The organism is Anabaena sp. UHCC 0399 (assembly GCF_034931465.1).
In the GTDB taxonomy this organism is placed as follows: domain Bacteria; phylum Cyanobacteriota; class Cyanobacteriia; order Cyanobacteriales; family Nostocaceae; genus Trichormus; species Trichormus minutissimus.
Window position 1 is genome coordinate 56,985 of sequence record NZ_JAYGGZ010000007.1, and the last position, 21,706, is coordinate 78,690.

The 21,706-nt window shown below is 41.1% G+C and carries 16 protein-coding genes and 1 CRISPR repeat array (1 of these 17 running past the window's edge); of the genes, 10 read left to right on the forward strand and 6 right to left on the reverse strand.

Going from position 1 to position 21,706, the window contains the following annotated elements; all coding sequences use genetic code 11:
* Positions 1-202: 202 nt before the first annotated feature.
* From VB693_RS05845 to pheT, 5 genes are all read left to right on the forward strand, one after another.
* A complete protein-coding gene (locus VB693_RS05845; RefSeq protein WP_323265429.1) occupies positions 203-1,312 on the forward strand; it encodes a type IV pilus biogenesis protein PilM in 1,110 nt (369 codons plus the stop codon).
* Between the two features lie 4 nt (positions 1,313-1,316).
* On the forward strand, positions 1,317-2,078 hold the full coding sequence (locus VB693_RS05850; RefSeq protein WP_323265430.1) for a PilN domain-containing protein: 762 nt from the start codon (positions 1,317-1,319) through the stop codon (positions 2,076-2,078).
* Positions 2,075-2,836, forward strand: a complete 762-nt coding sequence (locus VB693_RS05855; protein ID WP_323265431.1) for a pilus assembly protein PilO — start codon at positions 2,075-2,077, stop codon at positions 2,834-2,836. Before VB693_RS05850 ends, VB693_RS05855 begins: the two co-directional genes overlap by 4 nt.
* A 192-nt stretch (positions 2,837-3,028) precedes the next feature.
* Entirely contained in the window at positions 3,029-5,455 is a 2,427-nt protein-coding gene (locus VB693_RS05860) for an AMIN domain-containing protein (protein ID WP_323265432.1), read from the forward strand.
* A 316-nt stretch (positions 5,456-5,771) separates the two neighbouring features.
* The gene (gene pheT / locus VB693_RS05865) at positions 5,772-8,207 is read left to right on the forward strand and encodes a phenylalanine--tRNA ligase subunit beta (RefSeq protein ID WP_323265433.1); all 2,436 of its coding nucleotides are present in this window, start codon (positions 5,772-5,774) and stop codon (positions 8,205-8,207) included.
* Between the two features lie 135 nt (positions 8,208-8,342).
* Here the strand turns inward: pheT and VB693_RS05870 are convergent, their stop codons facing one another.
* Positions 8,343-8,594 (reverse strand): hypothetical protein, encoded by a 252-nt coding sequence (locus tag VB693_RS05870; protein WP_323265434.1) that lies wholly within the window; start codon positions 8,592-8,594, stop codon positions 8,343-8,345.
* A gap of 146 nt (positions 8,595-8,740) precedes the next feature.
* Positions 8,741-8,863 carry a hypothetical protein gene (locus VB693_RS05875; RefSeq protein WP_323265435.1) on the reverse strand — a complete coding sequence of 41 codons (123 nt, stop codon included), beginning with the start codon at positions 8,861-8,863 and terminating at the stop codon, positions 8,741-8,743.
* A gap of 10 nt (positions 8,864-8,873) precedes the next feature.
* Here VB693_RS05875 and VB693_RS05880 point away from each other — a divergent pair, with 10 nt between their 5' ends.
* Entirely contained in the window at positions 8,874-11,714 is a 2,841-nt protein-coding gene (locus tag VB693_RS05880; RefSeq protein ID WP_323265436.1) for an NACHT domain-containing protein, read from the forward strand.
* Positions 11,715-11,907: 193 nt separating this feature from the next.
* Here VB693_RS05880 and VB693_RS05885 read toward each other — a convergent pair whose 3' ends face one another.
* Both VB693_RS05885 and VB693_RS05890 read right to left on the reverse strand, forming a co-directional pair.
* The gene (locus VB693_RS05885) at positions 11,908-12,276 is read right to left on the reverse strand and encodes a DUF5615 family PIN-like protein (RefSeq protein WP_323265437.1); all 369 of its coding nucleotides are present in this window, start codon (positions 12,274-12,276) and stop codon (positions 11,908-11,910) included.
* Complete coding sequence (locus VB693_RS05890) at positions 12,273-12,503, reverse strand: DUF433 domain-containing protein (RefSeq protein WP_322646418.1); 231 nt, start codon at positions 12,501-12,503, stop codon at positions 12,273-12,275. The genes VB693_RS05885 and VB693_RS05890 overlap by 4 nt, the downstream gene beginning before the upstream one ends.
* Positions 12,504-12,758: 255 nt before the next feature.
* Here VB693_RS05890 and VB693_RS05895 point away from each other — a divergent pair, with 255 nt between their 5' ends.
* Positions 12,759-13,028, forward strand: coding sequence for a YciI family protein (locus tag VB693_RS05895; RefSeq protein WP_237990939.1), 270 nt, complete (start codon positions 12,759-12,761; stop codon positions 13,026-13,028).
* A gap of 269 nt (positions 13,029-13,297) precedes the next feature.
* Complete coding sequence (locus tag VB693_RS05900) at positions 13,298-13,699, forward strand: hypothetical protein (protein ID WP_323265438.1); 402 nt, start codon at positions 13,298-13,300, stop codon at positions 13,697-13,699.
* 85 nt (positions 13,700-13,784) lie between these two features.
* Here VB693_RS05900 and VB693_RS05905 read toward each other — a convergent pair whose 3' ends face one another.
* Entirely contained in the window at positions 13,785-13,973 is a 189-nt protein-coding gene (locus VB693_RS05905; RefSeq protein WP_190699821.1) for a hypothetical protein, read from the reverse strand.
* A gap of 655 nt (positions 13,974-14,628) precedes the next feature.
* On the opposite strand from VB693_RS05905, the gene VB693_RS05910 reads away from it, so the two are divergent.
* Together VB693_RS05910 and VB693_RS05915 are read left to right on the forward strand one after the other, a co-directional pair.
* Positions 14,629-17,157, forward strand: coding sequence for a mannose-1-phosphate guanyltransferase (locus tag VB693_RS05910; RefSeq protein ID WP_323265439.1), 2,529 nt, complete (start codon positions 14,629-14,631; stop codon positions 17,155-17,157).
* A 249-nt stretch (positions 17,158-17,406) separates the two neighbouring features.
* Complete coding sequence (locus tag VB693_RS05915) at positions 17,407-18,396, forward strand: hypothetical protein (protein WP_323265498.1); 990 nt, start codon at positions 17,407-17,409, stop codon at positions 18,394-18,396.
* A gap of 406 nt (positions 18,397-18,802) precedes the next feature.
* Here the strand turns inward: VB693_RS05915 and VB693_RS05920 are convergent, their stop codons facing one another.
* On the reverse strand, positions 18,803-19,288 hold the full coding sequence (locus tag VB693_RS05920; RefSeq protein WP_190699827.1) for an allophycocyanin: 486 nt from the start codon (positions 19,286-19,288) through the stop codon (positions 18,803-18,805).
* A gap of 636 nt (positions 19,289-19,924) precedes the next feature.
* Positions 19,925-21,706: direct repeats of the CRISPR family, unit length 37 nt; unit sequence GTTTCAATCCCTGATAGGGAGTTAATGAAATTGCAAT; it runs 515 nt beyond the window's last position.

Sequence of the window (21,706 nt, forward strand, 5' to 3'; positions counted from 1 at the left end):
ATCACGGTCAAAAGCTTATGCAGAATTGTCGAAATTATAGGCTAAAACAAACAGTTATGAGTGCTAAGTGCTGAGTAATGTAGGGTGGGCAAAGCTACGTGTATTTCTCAATTTGGTCAATAACTATTGGACATTGACCATTAGCTAATGACTACTTAAGTGTCATTTAAAGTTTCAATTTTACAGTTTGGCGGGCATTACTGTGGTGAAAAGTTTTAGTAGTCTGTTTGGCAAATCTCATAGAGGGGTGGGTGTTGAAATAGCACCAGAACGAGTGAATGTAGTCCAACTACGCAAGCAACGCCAAGGTTTGAAGATCGAATCTTTAACATCAGTACCAGTTCCAGAAGGAATTGTTAGTGATGGTCAAATTACTGACCCCCCAGCAATGGCGCAATTGATTCAACAGGCCTTAGCTGAAAGTAAAATCAAGACTTCTCGTGTGGCGACTGGTGTACCAGGACGTGATTCGATTGTACGGATTATTCCTGTACCAGCAGAGTTGGACGATCGGGAACTCCGGGATATGGTGTTGAACCACGAAGCAGGGTTGTATTTACCCTATCCCCGTGAGGAGGCTGACGTAGATTATCAAAAACTTGGGTACTTTGTAGATGAGGACGGTATTGAAAAGGTACAGGTGTTATTAGTTGCTACCCGCAAGGAGGTGACAGATACATATATTCGTACCTTTGAGCAGGCAGGATTGCAAATTAATGTTTTAGAGATTAACAGTTTTGCACTGATTCGGACAATTCGCGATCGCCATTTGCGCGAATTAAGTCCACAAGAAGCAGCCGTCTTAGTTGACATCGAGTTCGACAGTACAGAAATAGCGATCGTCGTTAATGGTATACCCCAATTTTCCCGGACTGTGCCTATTGGTACATACCAAATGCAAATGGCTTTAGCTAGAGCCATGAGCCTACCTACATCACGGGATATGGAACTGTTATATGAAATGAAAATTCCATTAACTCCCATAGACGGTGATAAAACTGGGGTGACAGAAGCTGACCCAGGGATGGCTGGGGTGTTGCGAATCTTGGGAGAACTCACCGATGAGCTACGCCGCTCTATAGATTTTTACCTAAATCAAAGTGAAAACTTAGAGGTGGCACAGATTTTCTTAGCTGGCCCTGGAGGTGGATTACAACAGTTAGATGAATTTTTTACACAAAGATTAAGTATACCTACTAGCCAAATAGATCCTATTGGGTCTTTGTTGTTGCAAGTTGATCAAGAGAAGTACCCCGCAACACAGCGTTCTGGTTTAGGAATAATCCTTGGTTTAGGAATGCGGGAGGTGTAATAAAATGTACAGTTTAGATATTAACTTTCTTAAAGATCGTCCAGCCTACCAGCCCAAACTTGATAAAAAGTCAGGAATTAAACTGCCAACTGGAAATTTAACACCAGTGTATATAGGGGTGGTTCTGGGTCTAGGTTGTCCTGTCTTGGTAGGTGCTGGGTTGTGGTTTTTGCAAGCCAAAACTAGTGAACTAGAACAAGCGATCGCCCAACTAGAAGAACAAAGTAAGAAATTAGACGCAGAAATCAGCAATATTAACCAAATCAAGGCACAGACATCCGCCGTTAAAGCGGAAACCCAAAGTCTAGTTACCGTCTTTGACCAAATTCGACCTTGGTCAGCCATGTTAGAAGATTTGCGCGATCGCATCCCCGCGACAGTGCAAATTGAAAATGTCAGGCAAATTCCCCCAGCCGCCGCAGTAGAAGGACAACCTTCTCCTAACCCCGCAGGTGGAATAGAAATCACCGGATTGGCTCGCTCTTTTGACAATGTGAACGACTTTTTATTAAGTCTGCAACAGTCGCGGTTCTTAAAGTCTTCCGCAAGCAGGATTATTACAGCTACTTTAGTAGATGCACCAGTACAAGCAACAGCTAGTAATGGTGTAACAATCAAACCACCCCAAGTAGTTAAATATACGATTCAATCGAGCCTCAGTGATGTTCCAGCTTCGGAATTGATTCGGGAATTAGAGCAAAAAGGCACAGTGGGACTAGTAACCCGAATTCGCAGTATGCAACAAACAGGAGTCATTACACGATGACGCTGAGTGAAGATTTAAATTTTGCCGAACACGCTGGAGAGCTAGATTCAGAGCCAACTTACCCTGTTGTTTTTGGTATCAGCTTTACACCCAAAATCATTGGTATTTTGGTGGGGGTCGTAGGTCTGGCAGGAGCTATGTATATGCTGCTCAATATGCTAATGCCCGCTTGGGACAGCTATCAGCAAAAGCAAGGACAAAATGACGAACTCCAAGGACAAATCCAGCAAAAGCAGGCTACTATCAAACAGATTGGTAAGGTTAAAGAAGAGCTAGCCCAAGCAAAACAGCAAAAACAACAGGTTTTAGCTTTATTTTCTGACGAGAAAACCTTAGATACCCTACTGTTGGATATAAATCGTTTAGTAGAGTCTGGTAGTTCTCCAACTCCTCTAAATGCAGTGAGAGCCAAACTACAAAAGTTTGTACCAACTACAGATAAACCAGAAATTGTTACCGATAGTTCCCTGGGAGCATCCGTCAACGGCAAGCTCAAACGCAGTAGCATTAATGTCGAAATCGTTGGTACTTATGAACAAACCCAATCTATTATTCGGAATATAGAGCGTTTACAGCCATTACTAATAGTTAAAGACTATCAATCAGCATTAGCAAATATACAAGCTACAGATCCATCTGGCAAACCTCTACGGAGGGTAGGGGCTGCACCAATTACTACATCTTTCCAATTACAAGCATTAATGCCGCTTAATTCAGAAGATGCAGCTGCTGCGGCTAAAGCAGCGACTAAGAAGTAATTCGTAATTCGTAATTCGTAATTATTTCTGATTTGTAGGTTGGGTTAAGCGCAGCGCAACCCAACATTTGTCAACATTTGCTTTGTATTGTTGGGTTTCCTTACGTCAAACGCCACTCGCCCCAAGACGGTGGTTTCCCAACCTACACTCTATTTTTCAATTTTGAATTGCTTATTAAGTGAGGAATGAACTGTGAAACAGTTTCACGGTAATAATTTTATTTTGGGTGCTGCTGCTTTATCTTTTCTGGCAGCACAACCAGTATCAGCACAAATTACACAAGTTAATGAAGTCAAGTTAGCTCCCGTCAATGGCGGAGTTAGCGTGACTCTCAAAACTTCTGCCGGCTCGCGTCCACAAGTTTTTACGACGAAACGAGGTAAGACTTTAGTTTCAGATATCATTAACACCCAATTGCGTTTAAGGCAAGGGAATAATTTCCGCCAAGAAAAACCGGTTCCGGGAATTGCTTCTGTTGAAGTTGTACAACTTGATGCTAATAGTATCCGCGTGATAGTGACTGGTGATAATGATGCCCCTGGTGGTCAACCTGTGGTCAGAAAATCAGATGCAATTACCCTCGGCTATACTCCATCAACAGGGACTACAGCATCAGCACCAATTACCCCTACACCACCGACATCGACAACACCACCTGGGGCTATTGTTGCTCAACCGGGTGCAGTTCCAAATGTGCTTGTACCCAACCCAGAAATCACAATTGATGGTAAACCAGCACAATCGGCTGGTGTCAGTCAACCTGTCAGCCAAGCCCCGCCATTCTTACCCAGAGCCGTCGCCCCACCAGTCGGGGATATTGCCGTTTCTGCTACTGATGCGTCCCCTAGCACCATAGATTTAGGTACTCAAGAACGTGTGCCTCGTTTAGTCTTGCGGGATGCGCCAGTCCGTGAGGTTTTATCGCTGCTAGCTCGTGCGGCTAATCTCAACTTGGCTTATATCGGTGATGGTGATGCTAAAGCTGCACCTGGAGGGCAAGGAATATCTCAAACAATCTCTTTAGATATAGAAAATGAGCCTGTGCAAGATGTGTTTAACTATGTCTTGCGCCTGAGTGGTTTAGAAGCTAACCGCAGCAATAGGACTATTTTTGTTGGGCCGAAACTGCCTAATTCAACGCGGGACGTAGTTATGCGTAGCTTGCGGCTCAATCAAGTAAATGTCGGAGTTGCTTTAAACTTTTTAGTTGGCTTGGGGGCTGAAACTGCCGTCAGTAGGGAACGCCAAGTAACTAACGTAAATGCTGTACCTGTGGGTACTGGAGTTGCTCCTATTACCCAAACACAGACGACCACAGAAACTAGAGTTGAGACTCAAAGGATTGATTTTAAAGACTCTAGTCCATTACTTCGAGGTTTACAAGCATTAGGTGATGAGCGTACCAATGCGCTGACCTTGATTGGACCTCCTAGGTTAGTTGAGATGGCGATGAATCAATTAACTCAGCTTGATATTCGTCGTCGTCAAGCGGTAGTGAATGTCAAAATTATCGATGTTAACCTGACAGGAAATCAAGATTACAACGCCAGTTTTTCTTTCGGTATTGGTAATAATTACTTCTCTACGGATAGTGGTGCAGCATCTCTAAATTTTGGCGGTTCTAGACCAGCGACTAGTGCGGAAGTGAGGAATAGTGTAACTGGGACACCAGTGGTTGCAAATCCCGTTACAGGTCAGCCTTTCCTTGATCCAAATAGTAGTGTATCCATTCCAGGAACTACTCCAGGTACGGTAGTAGTAGACCAAAATGGTAATATTACTAGAGTACAAAACTCTGGTTCGGGAAACTTTTATAGACCTACCGCACCTACTGGAAATCCATTAGAGCCAGGTTTTTCTGAGATCACACCAGCAACTGATAATGTTATTACGAGAAATGCTGATGGGACATCAACCATCACACAAGGCACTCTTGGTACAGCTACTACATCTTTGCCAAGTTTGTACCAGTTTCCTAAGCGTCTTCTTGCTAGTTTGCAAGCTCAGGTTACAAATGGTAACGCCAAGATTTTGACTGACCCAACTTTAATTGTGCAAGAAGGTCAAACCGCTAATGTCAAACTTACCCAGGAAGTAGTAGGAAACATCACGAGCGAAACTACTCGCGGTGATGGTACTTCTACACAAACAGTTACAGCTGAAAAAACAGATGTAGGTTTAACCTTGGCCGTCAAACTTGATCGGATTGATGACAATGGTTTTGTTTCTTTATCAGTAGCTCCTGTTGTCAAAGCACCCCAATCTTCGGCTGTACTCAACGTTTCAGGTAATAGTCAAACAATATTCTTGGTGTCTGAACGCTCTCTTAATTCTGGCTTGATTCGCTTGCGAGATGGGCAAACACTAATTCTCTCAGGTATTATTCAAGACCAAGACCGAACAAGTGTATCTAAGATTCCTATTTTGGGTGATCTTCCACTGATTGGTTCACTGTTTAGAAGTACAAACAGAACTAATGAACGCAGAGAGGTAATTGTGTTGCTGACACCTCAGATTATGGATGATTCGGAAAACTCTTCTTATGGCTATAATTACACCCCTAGCCCACAGGTGCGGCAAGTGCTTGAGCGTCGTGGTTTGGGTACGCCTAAACGATAATTCGTAATTCCAAAAAGTCAGATATGTCTAAATTTTGGGTTGATATCTGTTGGCTGATTTTGGCGAATTGGTATTAGGAAAAAAATGCAATCTACTAGATAAACCACAAGCTTTTAAGCTTTGTGGTATCTTTTTTTGATGTACAAACTCTTCAGTAGTGCTATTCGCCTCACTTTTGATTGATTGCAAATGCGATCGCCTGGTTTAATTGGAACTGCCTCCACACAACGTAGTAGGATGATGAACGGGAAAACCTCAAAACCACAGAGGCAACCTAGAATTAGAGCAAAAGACGAATTTTAAAACAAGCACACTCATGCGTATATCTCTGAATTGGCTGCGGGAACTAGTAGAGATAAAACTGAGCCACGAAGAATTGGCGGAAACCCTGACGATGGCTGGGTTTGAAGTCGAAGACATTGAAGACCGTCGCACTTGGGCAAACGGCGTTGTAGTGGGAAGAGTGCTTGAGCGTCAACCCCACCCCAACGCTGATAAATTGAGTGTTTGCCAGGTCGATGTCGGTACAGGTGAGACTTTAAATATTGTCTGTGGTGCTGCTAATGTGCGGGCAGATATCTATGTTCCAGTGGCGACTACAGGAACTTATTTACCAAACATCGATTTAAAAATCAAACCCGCCAAACTGCGCGGTGTCCCTTCTCAGGGGATGATTTGTTCTTTAAAAGAACTCGGTTTACCTACTGATTTAGACGGGATTCATATTTTCCCCCAAGAAAATCTCTCCGTGGGTAGTGATGTACGGCCATTGTTGGGTTTGGATGATGTAATTTTAGATGTCGCCGCCACAGCTAACCGTGCTGATGCTTTGAGTATGGTAGGGATAGCGCGGGAAGTAGCGGCTTTGACTGGCGCACAGTTGAGCATTCCTGCACCTGGGGAAGTATCTGTATTTCAAAATGCCGGGGCGTTAAGTTTAAAAATCGCTGACACCCAAGCTTGTCCGGCTTACATTGGTACAGTTATTGACCAGGTAAAAATTGCCACTTCCCCAGAATGGTTACAACAGCGTTTGCGGGCGGCGGGAGTGCGACCAATTAATAATATAGTTGATATTACTAACTATGTATTGTTGGAATGGGGACAACCACTACACGCTTTTGACAAAGAGCGTTTAAAATCTGTAGGTGGCACAGAAACCTTACAGATTGGTGTGCGCTTTGCTAACTCAGGGGAAACCCTCAAAACCCTAGATGGGCAAACTCGCAACCTCGCCACACAGAATCTATTAATTACTGCTAATGATAAACCCGTGGCTTTAGCTGGGGTCATGGGTGGGGAAGAAACAGAAGTTCATGACGGTACACAAAGCCTAGTTTTAGAAGCAGCGTTATTTGATTCCGTCGCCATTCGCCGTTCCTCCCGCAGTGTAGGCTTGAGAAGTGAAGCTTCGGGAAGGTATGAACGCGGTGTCAACCGTGCAGAATTAGAAGTAGCTTGTCGCCGGGCTTTATCCCTCATCGCTGAATTAGCTGGGGGTGTCATTGTCCATCAAGAAATTGCGGATACTCGTCCTGACCCTTCTACCTGGAGTCATTCGATTTCACTGCGTTTAGACAAAGTGAATGATGTGCTAGGGCCAGTGATTTTAGGTGAAGACACGGGGGAACTAGTAGCAGAAGATGTAGAAAGAATCCTGACGGCGTTGGGTTGTCAGCTAACTGCGACGGAAGAGAAAAGTTGGAATGTTACCGTTCCGCCTTATCGTTACCGTGACTTAGAGAGGGAAATTGATTTAATTGAAGAAGTTGCTCGTCTCTATGGTTACGATCGCTTCTGTGATACTTTACCGGATAAGGCAGAAGCTGGTTATTTACCCTTAGACCAAGAATTAACTCGCAAGTTACGCGCGGCGTTGCGGGCGGAAGGTTTGACGGAATTGATTCAATATTCCTTAGTCAAGCCAGGGAATAGCAGACAAATCGTTTTAAGTAACCCTTTATTTGCTGAATATTCCGCTTTGCGTACCGATTTACTGTCTGGGTTAATAGACGCGTTTCAATACAACCTCGAACAAGGTAACGGTTCTCTCAACGGTTTTGAAATTGGGCGAATTTTCTGGCAAGAAGAAGAAGGTTTGTTAGAAAAAGATGCGATCGCTGGCATCATGGGAGGAGATAGGACTATCGGCAAATGGTCAAAAGGTGGAAAAGAACAACCTATGACCTGGTTTGAAGCCAAAGGGATTTTAGAAAGCGTCTTCCAGGAACTAGGAATACAAGTAGAATATCAGCCCGATTGCCGTGATGCACGCCTCCACCCAGGACGCACCGCTTCTTTATGGATTAGGGGAACTAGTTTAGGTGTGTTTGGACAACTCCATCCCCAACTCCGGCGCGACAAAGATTTACCCGAATCTGTCTACCTATTCCAGTTAGATTTAAATGTGCTATTGGATGCCTTAGACCAAGATGAAATTCTCATCCCAGCATTCAAAGCATATTCTACCTATCCAGCGAGCGATCGCGATATCGCTTTCTTTGCACCGGTGAAAATCTCCGTCGCCGACATTGAAAAAGCTATCACCAAAGCTGGTACAGGTTTATTGGAATCTGTAGAAATGTTTGACGAATATCGTGGCGAAAACGTCCCCCAAGGACAACGCAGTTTAGCCTTTCGTCTAGTATATCGGGCAGGCGATCGTACTCTTACTGATACGGAAGTTGAGCCGGTTCACAACAAAGTCCGCGAAGCCTTGGTAGAGAAATTCGGCGTTAACCTCAGAAGTTAAAAGCAACCCCTCTCCAAACCTCTCCCCTGCAAGGAGAGAGGCTTTGATTCTTGCTCCCCTTCCCTGTCTCCGACACGCTGCGCGAATGTAGGGAAGGGGTTGGGGGTTAGGTCTCAGAGAAAGTTGCACACAGCGTTACTTATTACCCTTTCCTTTCTCATCCTCCAAACCTTTAACCCGTTGCAGCACTGGAAAACATTGATTAATCAGCCAAATCAACACCTCAATTGCTGATTCACCTTGTTGAATGCGACTTTTAGCTTGGACACTCAGGAGTAGGGTTTGCAAAACCAGCAATAAAGCAATGATTTTTCTCGCTTTGTTCTTTGTCGAGAGGAATTTTTTAACAGCTTGCGTAGACAATTGTTTAGATGAGTGGGTGGACATTGTTAAACCTTCCTGCGTGTTGATAATTCAACAAATATCCGTTTCACCTAATCGTTAGCTAGAAGCCAGTCAATGCGGATAAATGCGAGTATGAATCTGCACCCTAAAATTTTTCTACAACTGGCTAAAAATAAGAACCCTGGCGATTAGAAATCGCGGCTATACAAACAAAGTCCGCCGTCGCGGACTTCATACAACCCGCGTAGGCGGGTTTCGTCTGTGTAGCCGCGAATTCCATTCGCTCGGTGTAAAATATGGCTACGCAACACAACCGCACTAATGAATCAACCGCGTAGACCGAAAGGTTTTCTTGCTAGTAAGGAAGGCTTGGAAAAACTCCAAACAAAAAAGCGTGAAAAACGTTTTACTTATGAAAACATCAGAAAAGAAGCAAAAGTAACTCTTGATCAGGTCAAGCGACTATTTAACCCAAAATGGGGATACAAAATTGGCTCAGAAGCTATCGAGTTAATTGCTGCTGTTCTTGACTTGCAGCCAGAGGAAATTATTGGTGTTGAGGTATGGAATTCATCAGCTAGCGATACTGAGTTAGAAACTGCACAGATTAACTGGCGTGAAGTTTGCACCGCCATGCTGGAAAGTCAGCAAGAAGCTGCAAGACTTAGACGCAAAGCGACAGAACAAGGTTTTGAAATTAACGTTTATGTTCCCTTGGGACTGGTGGAACGCAAACAGCAGCAACGCCGACAGCTAAATGAACAGCGAGACAGAGAAAATGTCTATGAATTAACCCAAGAAGTCATAGTCAAAACCTATGAACATGACGCATTTCTACAAGAAGTAATTACACAACAGCCAAGCGAAAATAATAAACATATTGCTATCATCGGTGAACCAGGAGCAGGTAAAACTACTTTATTGAGTACCATTGCTTTCTTTATTAAAGACAAAACTCAAGATTTACCCATCTGTATTTCTCTCGCCAATTTACAGGGAAGAACTATTGAGGAATATTTACTCAAACAATGGCTGACTGAAGCAATGAGATTAGTTAAATCTGATGTTGTCGTCACGCCAGAAATTGAACATCAATTACTTGCTTGTTTTGGTAAAGAGAGAGTTTGGCTACTGTTAGATGGTGTAGATGAAATGGGTGAAAATTCACCTGCGGAAGCCTTAGCCAAACTTAATCGAGAACTGACAGCATCTTTGACACAGGCGCGAGTGGTTTTAACTTGTCGTTTAAATGTTTGGGATGCCCAGGTTAATAATACACTCACAGGATTTGATACTTATAAAACTCAAGAGTTTAAACTAGAACAAATTGATGAATTTATTCAACAGTGGTTTGAGCGTGCTGGTGATTTACAAAAAGGGAAGACATTACAGGCAAAATTAAAAGAAACTAAACATGAAAATATTCGTAAATTAGTAACAAATCCTCTGCGTTTGTCGCTGTTATGTCAGGCATTTGATTTAGATAAGCAGGGAGAATTACCAGAAACGAAAGCCGCACTTTACCAGAGGTTTACCCGCTATTTTTATGAATGGAAATCAAAGTTATTTCCTGAGTTATGTAACTCTGATAATTTAAAGGATGAATTACACTGTGCTTTAAGCAAATTAGCTTTTGCAGGAATTAACAGTAGTGCAATTTTTCGCTTGCGGCGGAGTTCAGCACATAAAGAAATGGGTGAGAGATTATTTAAATTAGCTTGTGATGTTGGTTGGTTGAATTTAGTAGATAGATTAGCGGAAACTGATGAAGAAGTTTATGCTTTCTTTCATCCTAATTTTCAAGAATATTTTGCAGCTTTAAAAGTAGATTATTGGCATGAATTTCTGAATCATGTTCCCCACAACCCAGCACAGGGAACTTACCGCATTTTTGAACCACAGTGGAGGCAACCTATATTATTATGGTTAGGAAGAAATGATATTCAAAAAGAACATAAGGATTGTTTTTTGAACCATTTAATCGAATTTAATGATCAATATGGAATACTGGATTTTTATTCATCACAAGCCCATAAATTAGCTGAATCTGGGTTGAATGAATTTCCAGAATCTAGCCTTAATGAAGAAATTTTAGATATAATTGATGAAGATGGAACTCCCATATATGCTCGTCGTTTTGATACAATACCTCAATGGGTTGTGTATCTGGGAGAGCCTGTAGATTTCCGAGAGAGTTACTATAAAATATACCAGTGGCTAGATAACAATTTAGTAGAAGAAATTAGCAAAGATTTAGACTTTAATTGGGAAAGAGACTTTAGTGGAGAATTGAAAGTAAAATTCATATCAAATGAGCAATATGTCTCAGAGATAGTAAAAATATTTGGTCAAAGAGATGAAAAATGGAAAAAGTTCTTGCATAAAATTGATTGTTCAGGCTTAGATATTCTGGATGCTTTAATACAAAAATTATCACTTATTCATAACAGTATAGATGAATTATTATCAGAATTAATAAATATACTAAAAACTAATGTTAACTATATAACTGGCTTTGCGGTAATTGAAAGTTTACAACAAATTCTTCAACAAGAAAATAGGAAAGAATACTTTTCACTCATAGTAGAAAATTTAAGTCATTATGTTGCTAACAAGCATCTTGATCCATACGATTTCTGTTTTAGAATAGTTAAAGTGTGTGCCTACAATCTGAATTACATAGAGTTTTATACAGCATGGCATAAGCACCAAAATAAAAAAATAAATTTAACCCAACACAACTTACCCCAATGCTTGCAAGCTACAACTAATAATGACCCTCGCCTTAGCCAAAACATTCACTTAATCTGTATCGACACTAGTAAATTCATCGATCCTGATAACCCAGCCAGCAAAATTTACACTGCAATTTTCAAAGCTGGCTGTCCTAAATGTCCAGATGGTACGCCGAAAACAATGGCGGAACTCCAAACCTATTGGGATTTGCTAGAAACTGATAAGCGGGTGGTTTTAGTGTTTCACTCAGGCGCAACTAATAATAAAGGTGAGGAGAGATACAGCAATGTGTTTCTCAACGCCATCAGCAAATTTGAAGGTAAGATTTGTTTGATTAGCGACCCCATACCAGACTACAACACCCTCAAAGTCTTTACACACAGCCAGTCAGTTGATGAAATTTTAGAATGGTTGGGTTGTAGTTGATTATCTTTGTGCGTTATTCACAACAGTTTGAACATTTATTATAAATGCGTACTTATTCGCTGCAATTGCGTGAGCATTTACAATAGTTGGTTGAACTTTAGTAACAACAGCTTGAGTCTTTGTATCTAATGCTTGTGCATTTTTGGCTTAGATGTATCTTGATACAAAGTGAACAACCTTTTAAAGCTGCCCGTTATTTACGAATTGGTAAAATACGCACCCTCGATTGAGCTTTGTCAATAGTGACCAATGCGCCTGACACTAGTAAGGACTCAAACTGATTTAAAGCTGAAATGACTATATTTTCGATACTGTTCGGCAAAATATCCTGAGCGCGAACTTGAATTACACTTGGGGTATCAGCACCCGTTGCAGCTAATAAAGTACCAAAGTCTAAATCGTGAGTAAAGACAATATAACCATTAGTTCTCGCCCACTCCATAATCATTGCATCTTTCTCACAGGGGTCGCCAATGCTAGACCAGTGGACAGATGAAATATCGTACTTATCAAAAATCGCAACCCAATCAGGGGAAAGGTTCATATCAATCAAAATTCTCATGCACTTCTGAGAGGTACTTCAATTTCTTCAACTCGCCATGCAGCATAGGCAAGTGCCTCATAAATATCAGCTTCTTCAAGGTAGGGATATGCTTTAAGGATATCGCTATTGCTGTGTCCAGATGCCATTAAGCCAACTATAGTACCAACAGTGACGCGCATTCCCCGAATGCAGGGTTTACCACCCATGACTTCTGGATTACGGGTAATTCTAGTAAGATTTTGCATGGTTGTTGCCTCGCTATGTGCGCTTATTGAATTGAGAACCTAGAGATAAATACGCCAATCTTTTCCATTATCTGACCTTTCTCATGAAGTGGTAAAACCTTGATGTTGCTCTCAACCAACACATGAAGCAAAACTTATAATCCAAATCCTATACTATATAACAGCACAACTCAGATTCATAACCATGAGTTTCTCTGCCCAAATGCCATTTTCTTCTAAGATGACAACAGGTAGTTAATCAATCTAAAATTCATCATGCCCAAATATGTGATGTGGGGTTCTTACTGCGAAGACGTTTTGGAAAAACGCGCACCTTACCGTGAAGCACACTTAGACGGTTTAGCCAAACAAAAAGAATCTGGTGTACTAATTACGATTGGCCCTACTAAAGATGTCACCAAAGTTTTTGGTCTTTACGAGGCTGAAGATGAAGCCACTGTGCGCCAGCTAATCGAAAATGACCCCTACTGGCAAAATGGTATTTGGACTGAATACTCTGTCAAAGAGTGGATTCAAGCTTTTTAGGTTTATCACACACATAATACTTGGTACATTAAAAATCTGATAATGTGCCAGTTTTATTATTGTCTACTACGAGAATATTTTTTAAAGAAATATAAAAGATTACGGCTTATAGTAGATGCTATTGCTATTTTATTAATGCCATTATGCAATAGTGACATTAACAAAATAGTTGCAGTTGTCTACACCAAAAATAACAACATCTACTACATCTGCAACAGCAAAAATTGCTATTTTGTCATTAGTGTAGATGTTTTCACAACGTGAACCCTATGAAAAAAATCCTCAAACGTGCATTTCTACCCAGCCTCATGGCTGCAAGTTTAGCCAGTGTTACCTTGCTACAAGCACAACCGGCTGCTGCTGATAACAAAGTCGTAGAAGATGCCTTAATTGGTGCTGGTGCTAGTGCAGTAACTGGAATTTTTACCAGGTGCGGTTCTGTAGCAAACAATGCTATTAAGGGTGCAGTGGCTGGTGCAGCTGTGAACGGTGCTAATGGCTTGAGAAGCAATCGCAGAAACCGTAATTTGGGTCAAGATGCGGTTGTAGGTGCTGGTGCTAGTACAGTAGCTGGGGCGGTAATTGGTGGTTGCAGAAGACCAGGAAATAATGCTATCAATGGTGCAGCCGCAGGTACAGCCGTTCATATTTATCGCAATAGAAAAAGATAATTTTTTTTGAATCTCAAACAATCTAGAACCCCGGTTTTTTCAATAAACCGGGGTTCTGTAGTAGAAATATTCTCACTTCTCTAATCTAACCCTTCAAAGCTTTCCTGAAGTTACTCCGATAAGATTTATTGGCAACAAATAAAACCGGCCATAACAAAGATAAACCAATACGATTGGGTAGAGATTTGGAAAAATTAGTCCGTGTAAAACCAGTCCAAAATTTCCAAGCACCACCTGCATAAACCACAATTAAAGCAAAAATAAATAGATTCATCGCCATCAACTCCATTAGTTAGTGACAAAATTCAAGATAAGTATTACTACATGATGTAGGCATTTCATAACTAACATCAATACACCAATATTTAAACTCTGAGTTAGTTCATCATACCTCTGCCCTTGAAATTGTAGATGATTCTAACCATCATAGCTATTTACGGGTTAACCAGAAATTATATCTACTGCCACGATAGAACAACACAAAGATAGCAAATTCAGGTATAAAAGATATACAGAGTATTATTTAATTTCTATATTACTTTTTCCTTCTTCCTGGTTGTCTCTCAAGGTTCTCATAGCTAACATAATGAAACTTGAGCAGTAGGAACATCTTGAGGACTTACGCATGAAAACGCAAAATCAAGGATTGGGCAAGGGGTACAGGGGTATAGGGATGTAAGGGTGTAGGTGTTTAAAAACCTTACAGCCTTACAGCCTTACACCCGCAAATTGCCAAAATTATCGTTGTATAAGTTCTGATATTTTGGTAGCAAGTGTTTGATTGGCATAAACACTTATACTGATTTCTCACTAGATGTCTCTAGCGGAAGTTCCTCAACAATCAGTGTTTGTAGGAGACTGGAGAAAAACACAATATACTCTCACAGGTTTGCAACCAACATATGGCTGTAAAAGGTTAAGGAGGATTTATGCGTGCAGTGCTGATGGCAGGCGGTTCGGGAACGCGACTTCGCCCGTTAACTTGTGATCTACCAAAACCGATGGTGCCGATACTGAATCGACCCATTGCTGAACATATTATCAATTTACTCAAAAGACATCAAATTACGGAAGTGATTGCAACTTTGCATTATTTACCTGATGTCTTGCGGGATTATTTTCAAGATGGCAGTGATTTTGGCGTACAAATGACCTACGCTGTGGAGGAAGACCAACCGTTGGGAACAGCAGGCTGCGTCAAAAATATCGCCGAACTTTTGGATGAAACTTTTTTAGTGATTAGCGGTGATAGTATCACAGATTTTGATTTAACAGCTGCGATCGCTTTTCACAAACAAAAACAATCGAAAGCCACGTTAATTTTAACTAGAGTTCCTAACCCCATTGAATTTGGGGTAGTCATCACCGATGAAACAGGTAAAATTAATCGCTTTTTAGAAAAACCCTCCTCTAGCGAAATCTTTTCGGATACCGTCAACACTGGGACTTATATTCTCGAACCAGAAGTTTTAGAATATCTGCCAGATCACACCGAATGCGACTTTTCTAAAGATTTATTCCCCTTGCTGCTGGCTAAAGATGAACCCATGTACGGTTACATTGCCCAAGGGTACTGGTGTGATGTCGGTCATTTAGATGCCTATCGGGAAGCCCAGTATGATGCTTTAGAACGGAAGGTAAAACTTGATTTTGCCTACAAACAAGAAATGTCTGATTTGTGGATAGGACAAAATACTTATATTGACCCCTCCGCCCATATCGAAACCCCAGCCTTGATTGGGAACAACTGCCGTATCGGTGCGAGAGTCCAAATTGAAGGGGGAACTATCATTGGGGATAACGTCACCGTTGGGGCTGATGCCAATCTCAAGCGTCCGATTGTCTGGAATGGCGCAATTATCGGTGATGAAGCTCAATTGAGTGCCTGCGTCATCTCCCGTGGGACTCGTGTAGACCGCCGCGCTCATGTCTTAGAAGCGGCTGTAGTTGGTTCTTTATCCACTATTGGGGAAGAAGCCCAAATTAGCCCCGGTGTCAGAGTTTGGCCGAGTAAGAAAATTGAATCAGGGGCAATTTTAAACATTAACTTGATTTGGGGTAGCACAGCCCAACGCAACTTATTTGGGCAACGGGGTGTGCAAGGATTGGCTAATATCGACATCACCCCAGAATTTGCCGTCAAGTTGGGTGCTGCTTATGGTTCTACCTTAAAGCCGAAATCTAAGGTGGCTGTCTCCCGCGACCAACGCAACGTCTCCCGCATGGTTACAAGGTCATTAATCGCGGGTTTGATGTCAGTGGGTGTAGATGTGCAGAACCTTGATGCTACAGCCATTCCCATTGCGCGGACAGTCATACCCACAATGAAGATTGCCGGTGGTATTCATGTCCGGGTACACCCCGATCGCCCAGACTACATCCTGATAGAATTCATGGATGGGAAGGGGATTAATATTTCCAAAGCCCTGGAAAAGAAAATTGAGGGGGCTTTCTTTAAAGAAGATATGCGCCGCGCCTTGGCTCATGAAATTGGGGATGTCGCTTACCCCAGTCAAGTCATTGACCTTTACTGCACAGCTTTTGAGAAGCTATTACACGTTTTCACCCTCCGCAATAGTCGGGCTAAAGTGGTGATTGATTACGTGTATGCGGTATCTGGGGCAGTTTTACCGCAAATGTTAGATAAATTTGGTGCTGATGCTGTTGTTCTCAACGCCAGTTTAAATAAAAATGCTGTAACTACCACTGACCGCGAAGCACTCCTGACTCAATTGGGTCATGTGGTGGAAGCCTTGAAAGCTAATTTTGGTGTGCAGGTATCAGCCAACGGCGAACAGCTAATTTTAGTAGATGAGTCAGGTTTTGCAATTCGGGGTGAACTTTTAACCGCCCTGATGGTAGATATGATCCTCACCTCTAACCCCAGAGGGACGGTAGTTGTGCCGGTGCATTCATCCAGTGCAGTGGAACAGGTGGCGCGTCGTCATGATGGGCGGGTAATTCGTACCAAAGCGAACCCAACCGCATTAATGGAAGCTTGCCAGAAAAATGCCAATGTGGTGCTAGGTGGTAGCGGTGATACGGGTTTTATCTTCCCACAGTTACATCCCGGCTTTGATTCCATGTTCTGCATCGCCAAAATTATTGAGATGTTGACCATTCAGGAGCGATCGCTGGCTACTGTCCGAGCAGAATTACCCCGTGTCATTCACAAAAACTATACCATTCGCTGTCCTTGGTCAGCTAAGGGTGCATTGATGCGTTACTTAGTGGAAACCCACCCTGCCCAAAACCTCGAACTCATCGATGGCGTGAAAATTCGCCAACCCTTCGAGGATAGTTGGCTGTTAGTTCTACCTGATGCGAGTGAACCGTTAGTGCATTTGTATGCCAACAGTAACGAACGCGATTGGGTGGATGAAATCGTCAGAGATTACCGTTCCCGCGTGCAAACCTTTGTAGAAAGACAGCAGGAATATCACCCGGCGGAAGTTTGAATATTTCCTAGTTGGGTAATTGCGATCGCCAAAGGCGATCGCAATTACCCATGTTTAAAGCGATTGGGAGATAACATTAGCAGATGGTTCGATAATTGATGCTGCCTTGAAAGTGCATTTGGGATTAGTTTGAATTTACAAAACAATCGTGATGTCTTTCAAATAGAACGCTTTTCTTTACAGACACCCGTGTTTATTGGTAGCGATCGCACTCATGTAAAATATTTGGTAGAGTCTAAAAATCAGCTAATGACCAGGTTTCCCTACGACCAGTTTGCCAAAGACTATCTTAAAGAATTATTACAACCATTAGGAGAAGTGGAAACAAGTCGGAAAGTTCCGGCAGAAATCAGAGAAATTGATATTTATTTTGCACCTACACCCCCATCAACCAGCGATACAATAAATTTAGGGTTATTAGGAAGGATTGCGGCTGAACCTGCATTAATTGAACCATTTAGAAATGCAGCTACAATTGCCGAAATCCGTAGTTGCATGAACAAATTATTTGATATCTTCGCTGAAATTAAGCGTCAAGGTAAAGTTGGTAAAAATCGGATTAATGAATCAGAATTACCCAGATTGTGGATTCTGTCACCAACGGCTTCTGAATCTATATTAGATGGTTTCAGAGCTAACCTAGATACGGAACACTGGGAGGGAGGAGTACATTTTTTAGCTGATTATTTGCGAACAGCAATTGTAGCAATTCATCAATTACCGTGTACTGAAGAAACATTATGGTTAAGAATTTTAGGTAAGGGTAGAGTCCAGCAGCAAGCCATAGATGAACTAGAAGCACTTCCCTCAGAGCATCCCTTACGTGCCAAAGCAATTGATTTATTATTGAGTTTAAAGACCACCTTAGAAGTAAATCAAAATGTAGACCAGGAGGATAGAGATTTAATTATGCGCTTATCACCTATTTACGAGCAAAAGCTGGCGGAAGCTAAACAACAAGGAATTCAAGAAGCACGTCAAGTTTACGAGCAGAGACTAACAGAAGCTAAACAACAAGGAATTCAAGAGGGAATTCAAGAGGGGATGCAAGAGGGGATTCAAGAAGGTACTAAAGCAGAACGCCGTAAAGTTATAGAAAATTTATTACAAGTTAGGTTTGGTGCTTTAGATGCTGAATTAAGAGAAATGATTGAACCTTTATTGGCTTTATCTCCAGAAGAATTTACGCCTTTATTACTACAACTATCGCGGGAAGAGTTATTAGATAGATTTATGTAAAAAAAACTCAGCCAATTCACATGGCTGATTCATGTGTCTATAAAAAGTTAGTAAAAAGATTTGCTAGAGTTTCATGTATTTGGTAACTCCTACATATCTATTACTAGATGAAGCATTATCAAAATCACATGAGACAAGACTTAAAGCTTCTCAATTTACTAACCTAATCCATCATATCTATTTGGATCTTTTTTCTCCTTTTTCTTATCAGGATCTTTTTTTGGTTTCTTCGCTTCTTTGTTACCTTTTTTTTCCTTAGACATTATGACTCTCCATTGTAGTAATAAATAAAGTAGCTATAAAGCAATTTACTTCTACTTTATTCAACATTTTGTAGAACTCTAGTCAGACTTTTATCCAACACAGTTAAATTACTCTAGCAGTTCCAGCAAGGTGATTCATTACCCTACTGGAGTCCTGCAATTAAGTAGTCGAAGTAACTGCCAACTTCGTTAGCGTCTTCTTCTGACATCATTGAGGTAGCAAAACTCTTCATCGCACGGATACCTTCAGCAACAGCTTCAATCGGAGTGCCGAGAGAACTATACATTTGACGAACACCACTGATGCCAATCTCTTGAATGGGAGTAGAGTCACCAGCAACGATACTGTAAGTAATCAAGCGTAGGTAGTAATCCATATCTCGCAGACAAGTTGCAGTCATTTCTTGTCCGTAAGCATTCCCACCGGGGGAAATAATATCTGGACGTTTTTGAAACAGTTGATTTCCAGATTGTTTAACAATACGCTCTCGGTTTTCCGTTAAAGTCTGAACAAGGCGCAGACGGCTTTCACCACTCTTAATAAAGCTTTTAATTGACCCTAATTCACCAGGGCTAAGATAGCGAGCTTCTATATCTGCACTAAGAATTGACTTGATAATTAGGCTCATTAAAAGACTCCTTAAAAAAAGAAATTACGTTTGGTTTGCTCTATGAGAATTCTAGGGGTGATTTAACTAGTAGACTAAGACAAAGCTACTATATTAAAGGTTGAAATTCTGATAGCTGATTCCTCTCAAATCTGCCTGCTTAAAAATTTTTTTACCTGGCTACATATACCTTAAAACCCTATTAAGCATCCATCTTGGCTGCCTTACAATGTGTAGCGTTTTCGCTGTTCTGTATCTATATCATAGCAGTTATATTCTCTTAAATAATTTATATAAGGGAAATACACCCATTTAGTATGATGAAATACTTAAGTTTGGGCTTTTTATAAATGTTTATATACTAAGTAAGTAGATGTGTGTAAATAAATATAATATTTTCTGTCATTGCAAACGCTTATCTCTATGACATCTTAGGTTTTGTCAGATGCGATTTATTGCGTCTCTACATAAAAAGAACCCAGATATTTTATGACTGCAACTATCGCGGGAAGAGTTATTAGATAGATTTTTTTAGCCAAAAAGATGATAAGGGGCGATCGCCTTTTAGTATGCTAAATATACTGAGAATTGACTTATATGAATGTATGATTTTATAGTCTAATGTCTTGGCTCGCTTTGCAGTGGCGGTAAGTCCTGGTTTTAATCCCTGATAGGGAGTTAATGAAATTGCAATTTTACCCTTAACTTCAAAATCGTGAGGTTCTTTGTTTCAATCCCTGATAGGGAGTTAATGAAATTGCAATTTTAATTGCCTGGTTTGAATCTTCCGCCAATTACAGTTTCAATCCCTGATAGGGAGTTAATGAAATTGCAATGCAGCAGATATAGCTGAGGCGTTCCCTGTGGTTAGTTTCAATCCCTGATAGGGAGTTAATGAAATTGCAATGATTGGTCATTTTTTTTATCCTTTAGAACGAGTAGTTTCAATCCCTGATAGGGAGTTAATGAAATTGCAATCAAGTGGAAGAAAATCGCATTGTCAACGCTTTTAAGTTTCAATCCCTGATAGGGAGTTAATGAAATTGCAATAGCCCAGATTATGGCTACTGTAGCAAGTATGGTAAACGTTTCAATCCCTGATAGGGAGTTAATGAAATTGCAATACTGGTGTAGTAGGTTGAGTAACTACATCAAGTGGCGTGTTTCAATCCCTGATAGGGAGTTAATGAAATTGCAATTTGGCGCAGGGCTTCCGTATACAAGAAATGGCGATCGCCAAGCTTCTGTTTCAATCCCTGATAGGGAGTTAATGAAATTGCAATTTTATAAAACTGCCTAAATGGCACAGAGAAATCTGTCTTAAGTTTCAATCCCTGATAGGGAGTTAATGAAATTGCAATCATTTGCTCGTACAGTTAAGAAAGATACTAAAAAGTTTCAATCCCTGATAGGGAGTTAATGAAATTGCAATCCAAGGGTAAAGTAAAAGCTTTTGCTGGGCGATCGCTGTTTCAATCCCTGATAGGGAGTTAATGAAATTGCAATAACCCAGAAGATTTGCTGCGAGTAATGTTGTTTGAGTTTCAATCCCTGATAGGGAGTTAATGAAATTGCAATAACCACTATTAATAGAGGAGTCAAAATCTGAGCCGGCTGGTTTCAATCCCTGATAGGGAGTTAATGAAATTGCAATCTGAGTTATGACTGATGTTTGTTCACCCCACTGTTTCAATCCCTGATAGGGAGTTAATGAAATTGCAATTGGTTTTCAACGACAGCACGATCGCTAAAACTGCCAGTTTCAATCCCTGATAGGGAGTTAATGAAATTGCAATCTTACAGCGCGGAATTATTAGGTGATGGCGTAGAGTTTCAATCCCTGATAGGGAGTTAATGAAATTGCAATGGCTAAAGGCATCATGTTCTAAATGGTGCGTATTCGTTTCAATCCCTGATAGGGAGTTAATGAAATTGCAATAGCGGCAGGCATTTGGCGAAGAAGTTCACTTGATCTGGTTTCAATCCCTGATAGGGAGTTAATGAAATTGCAATTGTAGAAGTACAAGTCGCAACAACTTCACTAATACCGTTTCAATCCCTGATAGGGAGTTAATGAAATTGCAATTTGACTTCGACACTAAGCACTTATGTCGAAGGTTCTGTTTCAATCCCTGATAGGGAGTTAATGAAATTGCAATTTTATCTTTACAGTATCCTCCACATCATAATGTAAGTTTCAATCCCTGATAGGGAGTTAATGAAATTGCAATTAATAAGCTATATTCAGCACCTCCGATCCCAACATGTTTCAATCCCTGATAGGGAGTTAATGAAATTGCAATGATGGGATTACCAAAGAATTACACAGAGATAGAATCGTTTCAATCCCTGATAGGGAGTTAATGAAATTGCAATTTCCTGTATAGTAATAGCATCCATATAAGTAGCAGAAGTTTCAATCCCTGATAGGGAGTTAAT

Coding starts and splice junctions, on each gene's coding strand:
- VB693_RS05850 (WP_323265430.1), top strand. CDS start 1,317: ATGTACAGTTTAGATATTAACTTTCTTAAAGATCGTCCAGCCTACCAG.
- VB693_RS05855 (WP_323265431.1), top strand. CDS start 2,075: ATGACGCTGAGTGAAGATTTAAATTTTGCCGAACACGCTGGAGAGCTA.
- pheT (WP_323265433.1), top strand. CDS start 5,772: ATGCGTATATCTCTGAATTGGCTGCGGGAACTAGTAGAGATAAAACTG.
- VB693_RS05870 (WP_323265434.1), bottom strand. CDS start 8,594: ATGTCCACCCACTCATCTAAACAATTGTCTACGCAAGCTGTTAAAAAA.
- VB693_RS05880 (WP_323265436.1), top strand. CDS start 8,874: ATGAATCAACCGCGTAGACCGAAAGGTTTTCTTGCTAGTAAGGAAGGC.
- VB693_RS05885 (WP_323265437.1), bottom strand. CDS start 12,276: ATGAGAATTTTGATTGATATGAACCTTTCCCCTGATTGGGTTGCGATT.
- VB693_RS05890 (WP_322646418.1), bottom strand. CDS start 12,503: ATGCAAAATCTTACTAGAATTACCCGTAATCCAGAAGTCATGGGTGGT.
- VB693_RS05895 (WP_237990939.1), top strand. CDS start 12,759: ATGCCCAAATATGTGATGTGGGGTTCTTACTGCGAAGACGTTTTGGAA.
- VB693_RS05900 (WP_323265438.1), top strand. CDS start 13,298: ATGAAAAAAATCCTCAAACGTGCATTTCTACCCAGCCTCATGGCTGCA.
- VB693_RS05905 (WP_190699821.1), bottom strand. CDS start 13,973: ATGAATCTATTTATTTTTGCTTTAATTGTGGTTTATGCAGGTGGTGCT.
- VB693_RS05910 (WP_323265439.1), top strand. CDS start 14,629: ATGCGTGCAGTGCTGATGGCAGGCGGTTCGGGAACGCGACTTCGCCCG.
- VB693_RS05915 (WP_323265498.1), top strand. CDS start 17,407: ATGACCAGGTTTCCCTACGACCAGTTTGCCAAAGACTATCTTAAAGAA.
- VB693_RS05920 (WP_190699827.1), bottom strand. CDS start 19,288: ATGAGCCTAATTATCAAGTCAATTCTTAGTGCAGATATAGAAGCTCGC.